7 protein-coding genes and 2 pseudogenes are annotated in these 10,571 nt (G+C 62.6%); 1 reads left to right on the top strand and 8 read right to left on the bottom strand.

Annotated features, from left to right (window positions below; genetic code table 11):
• Positions 1-1,170: 1,170 nt before the first annotated feature.
• The 5 genes and pseudogenes from U0025_RS25875 to U0025_RS25855 form a co-directional block, all read right to left on the bottom strand.
• Positions 1,171-2,286, bottom strand: coding sequence for an IS110 family RNA-guided transposase (locus U0025_RS25875; RefSeq protein ID WP_004206949.1), 1,116 nt, complete (start codon positions 2,284-2,286; stop codon positions 1,171-1,173).
• A 201-nt stretch (positions 2,287-2,487) separates the two neighbouring features.
• Positions 2,488-2,910 carry a hypothetical protein gene (locus U0025_RS25870; protein ID WP_230959516.1) on the bottom strand — a complete coding sequence of 141 codons (423 nt, stop codon included), beginning with the start codon at positions 2,908-2,910 and terminating at the stop codon, positions 2,488-2,490.
• A gap of 76 nt (positions 2,911-2,986) precedes the next feature.
• Positions 2,987-3,376, bottom strand: a pseudogene (locus U0025_RS25865) (type IV secretory system conjugative DNA transfer family protein); the annotation flags it as partial.
• 104 nt (positions 3,377-3,480) lie between these two features.
• Positions 3,481-4,266, bottom strand: coding sequence for an SDR family NAD(P)-dependent oxidoreductase (locus U0025_RS25860; RefSeq protein WP_004213209.1), 786 nt, complete (start codon positions 4,264-4,266; stop codon positions 3,481-3,483).
• Positions 4,263-4,814 carry a recombinase family protein gene (locus tag U0025_RS25855; RefSeq protein ID WP_004213210.1) on the bottom strand — a complete coding sequence of 184 codons (552 nt, stop codon included), beginning with the start codon at positions 4,812-4,814 and terminating at the stop codon, positions 4,263-4,265. Before U0025_RS25855 ends, U0025_RS25860 begins: the two co-directional genes overlap by 4 nt.
• Before the next feature lie 139 nt (positions 4,815-4,953).
• On the opposite strand from U0025_RS25855, the gene U0025_RS25850 reads away from it, so the two are divergent.
• Positions 4,954-7,911 (top strand): Tn3 family transposase, encoded by a 2,958-nt coding sequence (locus tag U0025_RS25850; protein ID WP_004213211.1) that lies wholly within the window; start codon positions 4,954-4,956, stop codon positions 7,909-7,911.
• A gap of 56 nt (positions 7,912-7,967) precedes the next feature.
• Here U0025_RS25850 and U0025_RS25845 read toward each other — a convergent pair.
• The 3 genes and pseudogenes from U0025_RS25845 to U0025_RS25835 form a co-directional block, all read right to left on the bottom strand.
• A pseudogene (locus tag U0025_RS25845) lies at positions 7,968-8,285 on the bottom strand (type IV secretory system conjugative DNA transfer family protein); the annotation flags it as partial.
• A 124-nt stretch (positions 8,286-8,409) separates the two neighbouring features.
• Entirely contained in the window at positions 8,410-8,832 is a 423-nt protein-coding gene (locus U0025_RS25840) for a hypothetical protein (RefSeq protein WP_230959516.1), read from the bottom strand.
• 76 nt (positions 8,833-8,908) lie between these two features.
• A complete protein-coding gene (locus U0025_RS25835; protein WP_073981430.1) occupies positions 8,909-10,570 on the bottom strand; it encodes a type IV secretory system conjugative DNA transfer family protein in 1,662 nt (553 codons plus the stop codon).
• Position 10,571 lies beyond the last annotated feature (1 nt).

Genomic DNA, 10,571 nt, shown 5'->3' with positions numbered 1-10,571 from the left:
TGACGGGCACCGTAGATTCGGGGTTTCATTGACGCAACGGAAAAGTTCGGGGTTTCATTGACGCCTGCCCACGATTCGGGGTTTCGTTGACGCAGATTCGGGGTTCTGGAGTCACCAGATTCGGGGTTCCGTTGACGCCAAAGGCCCAAAAACGCCCGATTCTATACCTATTTTCAGTAACTTACGGAACCGCCAAAATCCCGTAACACGACTCTTTAACCCATATATTAACACTAGACCGACCTGTGGATAACTTTTGCCGCGTCGTGGTTTCACCCACCAGCGTCCCGCCAGATCGGACAGCTTGTCCCGAAAATCGGGACAGAGGCAGCGCAAGTCACTGGCGCCGCGCTTCAGGCACAGGCAGAAGGAAGAAAAGCGCCGCCTCTTGGGGGCTTCGCCCCCGCCGGCTCGCGGCCTTCGGCCGCCCCGGATCGCTAAAGCGATCCTCCCACCCGGCATCCCCCATGATGAGCCGGCTTCGCCGGCACGTTTTTTGTTGGATTGGGGGATCGTTTAAACGCTGCGCCTCTATGGCAACCACAGCGCCAGCGGCACCGTCGCAATTGGCTTTCCAGAAAAGCCAAGCGGATAGGGCAGCGATCGAGCCGAGAGGGCAGGGAAGGCGGAAACGTCGCGGCAGGGGCGATTTCCGGGCCGCTGGGCGTCATTCTGGACGTTCGGCAGGTTGGAGAGGTCGAGCGCCCCATGCCGCTCTGCGGGCTTCCCAGGCGGCCGATTTTTTGGGTGCTAGATCCTCGCACGATCGGCCCGGCGAGCTTCAAGGTTTGTGCGCTAGACAACGATTTCGCGGACCTGGCCCGAACATCGTTGCAGGAGAGGGCGGAATCCTACGCTCTCATGACTGCCATCCGAGACGCTGGCCGAGTTTACTCCTTCGCTGGCCTCGAGACCAGCGGTCGCATTGACCTTGGCGGGTGTGCCGCGGGCGCCTGATCGACGACGATTGATCATGCTCTCATCCGCGGGTTGATTACCGCACTACCCGTATCCGTCGCTGGGCCTATCCTCCGTCTAAGTTCGGGCGTCGGACGAACCTGCCCCACCGTACACCGTGGATTGCCCATCACAGTCGGGTGCCCGCGGCACGCCGGCCAAGGCTATGCAGTTGGTGCGCTGGCGCCTCCTCTCGTTAATGTCGTGGGTGGATCAGCCGGCTATCGCCGGCGACACCCGACGGGCGATGTCCCAGGCATAGCCGACCAGTTCACGCGCGATCGCGGTGGTCACCTTGGGCTGAGGCTTGCCCGTGGCCGCCAGGCGACGGTAGCGCTGGCACAGGCGAACCTGCGCTTTCCACCCGATCGCCTGGATGTCCTCGGACAAGTCGATGACCCGCTCACGGTAGCGTCGTTCCTCGCGAGCGGGCAGTCGATACGACCAGCCCGCCTCAATCAGCATGGTTCGTGCCTGCGCGTTGCCCGCGCGGGTGATCCGGCCCCGTTTGGTCCGAGCGCCGCTGGAGTGCTCGGACGGCACCAAGCCGACATACGCCATCAGTTGCTTGGGATTGTCGAAGCGGGTGAGATCGCCTACTTCAGCGACCAGCGTCGCAGCGCTGACCAGCCTGATACCGCGCAGGACCTGTAGATTGCGGACCAGCGGCGCAAAACACCATGCGTCCACCGCTTCAGTCAGCGCCGCTTCTAAGCGCCCAACCCGTGCCTGCGCCTCCAGCACCCGCTTCTGCATTTCCTCGAATGCCAGCTGTTGGTGGGGAAAATCGAACCGCTGCTCGGACAACCACCGCCAGTACATTTTCGTCCAGGCCGCCTTGCCGCCGAAACGACGATCATGACGCAACAGGAAGCTGCGCACTGTCTGCTTGGCTCCGATGGCATCATCTTGCGCGCTGCGTCGCGCGCGGATGAGATCGCGTACCGCCTCGTGCGCTTCGTCCGGTATCCAGATTGCGGTGAGTTCGCCAGCGCGTAGCAGCCGCGCCAGGGTCATCGCGTCACGCCGGTCCGTCTTTACATGGTCACCCGGGCGCCGCGGCATCATCGAGGGGGCGATGACGATGCAATTCTGTCCCAGCTTCGTCAGCAGCCGATGCAAGCCATACCCGCAGGGACCAGCTTCGTAGCAGACGTTCAACGTCACGCCCGGTCCAGTCAGCCGCTTGACCAGCTTCCTGATCGCATCGTCCTCGTTGGCGACCGTGCCGACGAAACGCACCTCGCCTCCGCGTTCCCCATCGGCAACCGCGACCGCAATGGTTTCCTTATGAACGTCCAGACCAACGTATTTCACCGTCTCCGTCATGACTCGTCTCCGCTGCTGACAAATCCATCATCAGCATCTCAGATTCGAGCCTCCGAGGCTCTGGCAGTCATGGGGTCTAAGAGCCGGCAGGGGAGGGCGCGGAAAGTCCGCTAAACAACGCCAAGGCCGAACAGGCGGCGACCCTGTATATTTGTATACGCCTATACATTCGCGCCCTTGTGGCGCGTCGGCGCTATCGCTTTAATTCAGGACTGGTTTATCGTCGGCCGATGGATCAGCGTGAAAAAGGCCCTCCATCGGATTGTCGCGAACATATTCGCCGCCTTCGGCAAATGCTCGGAGCGGATCGTTGCCCTTCATGCGGCCAGCGGTGATTTCGCGTTCGGTCACGCGCAAAAGCACGGCCTTGTCGATCTGCCCGTCAACCAAACTCTCCTGGCGGAGCATGAGATGGTAAGTCGAAAGGTTATCGGCCAGAAAGCCGATGATCTGAGAGCCTGGAACTTGTGCCTTGGCCAACCCTTCGGCGGCGATGTTGGTCAACGCGATGTGCATACTTATCAGGCGGACGCGGTTAAATTCGTCGCGCTCGACAGCGTGCAGTTCTATCAGCTCATCGACCAATGCTTGTAGGTCACAGTCTGGCTCGCCGATGCTCTTCATGAAACGATCGGCAAATTCCTCAAATCGTTCATTTGGCATGGTCGAAATACCTTGTGTTTGAGAGCGTTTAAACGCTCTACACCTTGTCGAACTTCCCCGCGAACTCACGATCGGCGAAATATTTGAGCTTGGCGGCGACGATCGGCCGTTGCCCCGCGAGGAACAGCAATTGCAAATCCTCGCGTAGCGTGCGGACCTCATCGGGCGTGAGCAGGGGGCGGCCGACATGCTGCGATCCGAACGATATGCCGGTTTCGTCGCTGTCGATCGCGCGGCTCATGGTCTCGAACACGACCGTTTCCTGGCCGAGCAGGTCGGAGACGAGCTTGGCGCTGTCGTGATCGTTGACGCCGAACACTTGCAGCACGCCGGCGTTCGACAGGAAGGTGCCGGCGCGGCGATCGTAGAGCGCGCGGAGCTGGTGAACGTCTTGCAGGATCGGCCAGAGCTGGATGCCGTAGGGGTGACTACACGAAAGTGACGTATCTGCACGCTAAGGGCGAACAAATCCGGTACGATGCCAGCAGATGCTATTCGCAGGCTTTCCTGCCCCTTTTATGTGGTGCCGCCCTACGGGCGCCGATATGGGAGGGCGGCAATCCGATTGACCAACGATCGAGGTAGAACCCTGCTCGCCAAATATGTGAGCTGGTTGCCCATCCCCGGTATGGCGAAGGATTGCCGATAAACCAGAGCGTGGACTGCATGGGCCGCGCACCGGTCAACGTCCATCAAACCCAACCTCCCCCACTTCAAATCGCTGAGGGCAGCCATGTCTGTGTCGATTCCACCGGGTGCAAAAGACCCAACACTCACTCCCGTCCCGGCAAGCTCCACGGAAAGCGCTCGCATGAGGGTGCTCACATAGGCTTTCGACGCGCCGTAGACCGCTTGGAAGGGCACGGATGTTTCGCCCGCCAGGCTCGACACGGCGATTACTGAGGATTCAAACGGCTGCTCCCTGAAAATCGCAATCAGGCGAGCCAGCAAATCCGTGAAACCGAGTATGTTTGTTTCAATTACCTCGGCATAAGTGTCGGCACGGCCTGCATCAAATGAACCAACGCTCGTCATTCCGGCAACCAACAAAGCGGCTGTTACTTGCAATTCTGCAACCTTAGCCGCGATTTTCTCCCTGCCCTCGATTTCACGTTGATCAGCCACTATAATCTCGCACGGCACATTGAACCGCTCGTCAATTTCGGTCTGTAGCTCCCGCAAGTTGTCGAGCCTTCGTCCAACAATCAGGGGCTTGGCCTGGTACGATGCCGCCAAGCGGAGGGCGGACGCTCTGCCCAAACCGGTCGAAGCCCCTGTGACCAGCACCCACGAGTTCTTGATCGCCAGCGGTTTCACGCGTTTTCCAGAGCCTTGTATAGGGCGGTTTTGCCGATCTTGAGCCGGGCCGCCGCCTCACGAACAGTGAGGCCCGCTGCGATATGCGCCCGCGCTTTACGTAGTTTGTCGGGGGTAACGACAGGCCGGCGACCACCCTTGTTGCCCCGCTCGCGTGCGGCCTTGAGGCCGGCATGAGTGCGTTCACGGATCAGGTCACGCTCGAATTGGGCCAGCGAGCCGAAGATGTTGAACACCAGCATGCCGCCCGAAGTGGTGGTGTCGATATTCTCGGTGAGTGAGCGGAACCCGATGCCGCGCGCCGCAAGCTCGCCGACCTTCTCGATCAGGTGGCTCATCGAGCGGCCGAGGCGGTCGAGTTTCCAGACCACCAGCGTGTCGCCGGGGCGCAAATAGGCGAGCGCTTCGGTTAGGCCAGGCCGATCGGCTTTTGCCCCGGATGCGTGATCGTCGAATATACGGTCGCACCCGGCAGTGTTCAGCGCGTCAAGCTGGAGCGACAGCTTCTGGTCTGCGGTCGAGACGCGCGCATAGCCGATCAGCGCCACATGATGCCCGATCCTGTCCGTTTTCCCGTCATTATGCGATCTTGTCCGAATCGCCGTTACAGGTCCAGAGTTAACGGACATATTCCTGTTGGCCGCCAGAGGACCGTCTGACGGACACGCAAAGCGAAGGAGATGATGCTTGGCGAGACGGCGACTGGTGAGCCTGGAAATCTGGGCGAGGCATTATGGCGCGCCGCTCGATGAGCGCGAGATCGCGCGTCATTATACGCTGACCAGCGACGACCTGGAAATTGTCGGCCGCCGTCGCGGCGATGTCACCCGGCTCGGCTATGCGATGCTCATGCTATATATGAGATGGCCTGGCCGTGCGCTGGAAGCGGGCGAAGTCCCGCCCGCTCCTGTGCTCGCCTATGTGGCGCAGCAACTCGGCGTCGCGCCGGCAGCCTTCGCGGATTATGCCCATCGGGACCAGACCCGTCGCGAGCATCTCGTCGAAATCCGACGATCGCACGGGTTCAGGATTTTTGACCGCAACGCTTTCCGTGAAGTTGTCGCCTTCTCGGTCCCAATCGCGCAGACCATCATACACCCCGGCCAGATGGCAGACGTCATCGTCGATGAACTCCGGCGCCTGCAGATCCTCCTGCCTTCTCCGTCGATTCTCGAAGCGGTGCTGCGGCGGGCGCGCCAGCAAGCCGAACAGCTTACCTATGAAGTGCTCACGAATGGCCTGCTGCCTGACACCCTTCAGGGCCTGGACGATTTGCTGGCCCGACGACCGGGGCAGGTCGCGACATGGCTATCCTGGATGCGCAATGCGCCACAATCGCCGGCAGCGCGCAACATCCTGCGCCTGATCGAACGGCTCGCCTATATCCGCGCGCTGGGCCTCGATCGCGCCCGTGCCGACATGATCCCGGCTTTGACTTTTGACAGGCTGGCGGACGAAGGCAGCCGCATCACACCCCAGCACCTTGGCGAACTCAATGCCCTGCGCCGCCATGCGACGCTGGCGGCAACCGGCATCCGGCTTGAGGAAAGCCTGACCGACGCCACCCTGACGATGTTCGACAAGCTGTTGGGCAGCATGGCGCGCCGCGCCGAGAACCGGACCCGCGACAAAGCCCTCAAGACGGTGCGCGAGTTGCAAGGCCACCTCCGGACGCTCACGGGGTCTTGCCGCCTCCTCATCGACGCGCGCAGCAAGGGCGTGGATTCTCTGGCGCAGATCGAGGCGCTGGACTGGCAGCACTTCGCCGTGGCCGTCGAGCAGGCCGAAGTGCTCGGGCGACCGGAAACCGTCGATCGCACCGCCGAATTGATCGAGCGGCATCGGACGGTGAAGCTCTTTGTCGGCGCTTTTCTCAACGCCTTCGAGTTTCGCGGCGCCGGCGCGGTTCAGGGGCTCCTGTCAGCGCTGGCCATCATCGCGGAGCTATATCGGACCGGCAAACGGCGCTTGCCTGATCGCGTGCCGCTACGCTTTGTGCCGCCCGCATGGCGCCCGTTCGTCCTGCGGGATGGCATCGTTGATCGTGCCGCTTATGAACTATGCGCCTTGTCGCAACTACGCGAGCGGTTGCGAGCCGGGGATATATGGGTCGCGGGAAGCCGGCAGTTTCGCGATTTCGACAGCTATCTCATACCGCCGGCGACCTTTGCGGCGCTGCGCGAGAAGGGGCCGTTGCCGCTCGCCATCGAAACGGATTTCGAGCGCCATATCGAGGAACGGCGCACCAGGCTCGACACGGCGATCGAGCAGGTAACGGTCCTTGCACGGCAAGGGGAGCTGCCCCAGGTTAAGCTTGACGAAAACGGTCTCATCATCTCGCCGCTGAAGGCGGCAACACCGCCCGCCACCGAGATTGCCCGTCGCGCCGCCTATGATCGACTGCCGCGCGTGAAGATCACCGATCTTCTGCTGGAGGTCGATGCCTGGACCGGGTTCAGCGAATGCTTCATCCATCGTCGTTCGGGCCGGGAAGCCGACGATCGCAATGCGCTGCTCACGGTCATCCTCGCCGATGGCATCAATCTCGGCCTCACACGCATGGCGGAAACCTGCCGGGGCGCAAGTCTGCGTCAGCTCGCCCATCTTCACGACTGGCACATCAGCGAAGCCGCCTATGGCGAAGCGTTGGGAAGGCTGATCGACGCCCATCGCGCCATGCCGCTCGCCGCGCTGTGGGGAGACGGCACCACTTCGTCGAGCGACGGACAGCAATTTCATGCCGGGGGCCGTGGGGCCGCGATCGGCGACATCAACGCGCGCAGCGGCAACGAACCAGGCGTTGCCTTCTACACCCATGTCTCGGATCGATATGACCCCTTCGCAAGTCGGGTGATCGCGGCGACCGCTGGCGAAGCGCCCTATGTGCTGGATGGCTTGCTGTATCACCAGACCGGCCTGACGATCGAGGAGCACTACACCGATACGGGCGGGGCATCGGACCATGTGTTCGGCCTCATGCCCTTCTTCGGCTACCGCTTCGCGCCGCGCCTGCGCGACATCAAGGAGCGTCGTTTACACCTCCTTCCCGGCCAAGAATCCGGCCCCTTGCTTGCCGGCATGACGGCCGAACCGATCGCATTGGGTCATGTCGCGGCGCATTGGGACGAACTGCTGCGGTTCGCCACGTCGATCCGCACCGGCACCGTCACTGCTTCGGCAATGCTGCGCCGCTTGTCCGCCTATCCGCGACAGAACGGACTGGCCCTCGCACTACGCGAGCTGGGCCGCCTCGAACGCTCCATTTTCATGCTCGACTGGCTGCGCGACATCGACCTGCGCCGGCGCACCCAGGCGGGCCTCAACAAAGGCGAAGCCCGCAACGCGCTCGCCCGCGCGCTCTTCTTCAACCAGCTCGGCGAACTGCGCGATCGTCGGTTCGAGAACCAGACCTATCGCGCCTCCGGCCTCAACCTGCTCGTCGCCGCCATCATCTTGTGGAACACTCGCTATCTCGAAATGGCGCTGGCGGACATCGGCACAGCCGACGAAATCGCACGCCACATCGCGCCATTGGGCTGGGAGCATATCTCGCTGACCGGTGACTATAGCTGGAATGTTGAAGATCAACCCGATCCGGACGCCTTGCGACCGCTGCGCGCCGTCAACTCCCTACTTGCCGCGTGACGTTCGCTATCCGTTCGCCCTTTCCGTGCAGATACGTCACTTTCGTGTAGTCACCCCCCGTAGCCCGCCATCAGCCCCATCGCGCGCTCGACGGGTTCGAGACGGCCGAGCGCGGCAAATTCATCGAGCAGGAACAGCACCGGGCGGGCAGGGGAGGCCGGGGCGCGCGCGAGATCGGTCAGACCTTGCGCCAGCATCAGGCGCAGCCAGCGGGCATAGGTGGCGAGCCGATCGGGCGGCAGCACCAGATAGACGGTCGTGGGCCGCGCCTTCACATCGGCGAAGGTGAAATCCGAGCGCCCCAGCACGGCCGACATGCGCGGGCTATCGAGAAAATGGGTATGGCGCTGCGCGGCCGATAGCACGCCGGCAGCTAAGAGCCGGCAGGGGAGGGCGCGGAAAGTCCGCTAAACAACGCCAAGGCCGAACAGGCGGCGACCCTGTATATTTGTATACGCCTATACATTCGCGCCCTTGTGGCGCGTCGGCGCTATCGCTTTAATTCAGGACTGGTTTATCGTCGGCCGATGGATCAGCGTGAAAAAGGCCCTCCATCGGATTGTCGCGAACATATTCGCCGCCTTCGGCAAATGCTCGGAGCGGATCGTTGCCCTTCATGCGGCCAGCGGTGATTTCGCGTTCGGTCACGCGCAAAAGCACGGCCTTGTCGATCTGCCCGTCAACCAAACTCTCCTGGCGGAGCATGAGATGGTAAGTCGAAAGGTTATCGGCCAGAAAGCCGATGATCTGAGAGCCTGGAACTTGTGCCTTGGCCAACCCTTCGGCGGCGATGTTGGTCAACGCGATGTGCATACTTATCAGGCGGACGCGGTTAAATTCGTCGCGCTCGACAGCGTGCAGTTCTATCAGCTCATCGACCAATGCTTGTAGGTCACAGTCTGGCTCGCCGATGCTCTTCATGAAACGATCGGCAAATTCCTCAAATCGTTCATTTGGCATGGTCGAAATACCTTGTGTTTGAGAGCGTTTAAACGCTCTACACCTTGTCGAACTTCCCCGCGAACTCACGATCGGCGAAATATTTGAGCTTGGCGGCGACGATCGGCCGTTGCCCCGCGAGGAACAGCAATTGCAAATCCTCGCGTAGCGTGCGGACCTCATCGGGCGTGAGCAGGGGGCGGCCGACATGCTGCGATCCGAACGATATGCCGGTTTCGTCGCTGTCGATCGCGCGGCTCATGGTCTCGAACACGACCGTTTCCTGGCCGAGCAGGTCGGAGACGAGCTTGGCGCTGTCGTGATCGTTGACGCCGAACACTTGCAGCACGCCGGCGTTCGACAGGAAGGTGCCGGCGCGGCGATCGTAGAGCGCGCGGAGCTGGTGAACGTCTTGCAGGATCGGCCAGAGCTGGATGCCGTAGCCCGCCATCAGCCCCATCGCGCGCTCGACGGGTTCGAGACGGCCGAGCGCGGCAAATTCATCGAGCAGGAACAGCACCGGGCGGGCAGGGGAGGCCGGGGCGCGCGCGAGATCGGTCAGACCTTGCGCCAGCATCAGGCGCAGCCAGCGGGCATAGGTGGCGAGCCGATCGGGCGGCAGCACCAGATAGACGGTCGTGGGCCGCGCCTTCACATCGGCGAAGGTGAAATCCGAGCGCCCCAGCACGGCCGACATGCGCGGGCTATCGAGAAAATGGGTATGGCGCTGCGCGGCCGATAGCACGCCGGCAGCTTCGCGATCGGACTTGCCGAGGTGGCGGTTTGCGGCGCGGGCGGCGAGGCCGCCTTGCGCCTGCATCGCTTCGAGCTGGGCGGCGAAGGCTTGCGGGGCGAGGGTGAGCCGGTCGCGCAGCGTGGCAAGGGTCCGTGTGCCCGCCGGCTCGCTGGTGACGATATGCAGGATCAGGCCGGCGATCAACGCCTTGGCTTCCTCGTTCCAATGCGCCTCGCCAGCTTCGCCGGGGGCGTCATAGACCAGCGCGTCGGCCAGCGTCATGCAGTCGTCGGCGAGATCGAGGCCGGCAGGGTCGATACGATCCAATGGATTGAACGCGGCCCCGACCATGCGGGTGACGCCGAAGGGATCGAGGACATGGACCGGGCCGAACCTGGCGCGATAGTGGGCGGTGATACGGGCGTTCTCGCCCTTGGGGTCGATACAGACGACCGGGCCGGGATAGTCGAGCAGATTGGGGATGATGGTGCCCACGCCCTTGCCGGTGCGTGTCGGCGCGATCGTCAGGAGATGGGCGGGGCCGGCATAGCGCAGCGGCTTGCCCGATTTGCGGTCGCGGCCGATCAGCAGGCCGTCGCCATTTTGGGCGAGGGGGCGCGTCTCGCGATCGGTGGCGAAGCGGGCCGAGCCGTGGGTGTCGTCGCCGGCAGGGCCGCCATAACGCAGGATCAGCGGTTGGAAGAGGGCGCGCAGCGTGACGAGAATGATGACGAGGAACGTCAGCATCATGCCGAGCTGGTAGAGATTGGAATCGCGGGCCAGGCCGAGCAGCGAACGCAGGACGAATTGCATCCCGCCGGCCAGGACGATGCCGACGATCAGGAACAGGATCGCGGTGCGAAACAGATGGCGGATGAGCGCGAGCGGGCTGAGGGTCAGCGCCGTGATCGCCCATATCGGTTGCTCGCGCGCTAGACGGGCGAGGTTGCGGAGCGCGCGGCCGAGCTGGCGGAACCATTCCATC

The organism is Sphingobium yanoikuyae (genome assembly GCF_034424525.1).
Classification (GTDB): Bacteria; Pseudomonadota; Alphaproteobacteria; order Sphingomonadales; family Sphingomonadaceae; genus Sphingobium; species Sphingobium yanoikuyae.
Note: the sequence above shows the minus strand (reverse complement) of the source record. Positions and strands in the feature narration are given on the sequence as shown.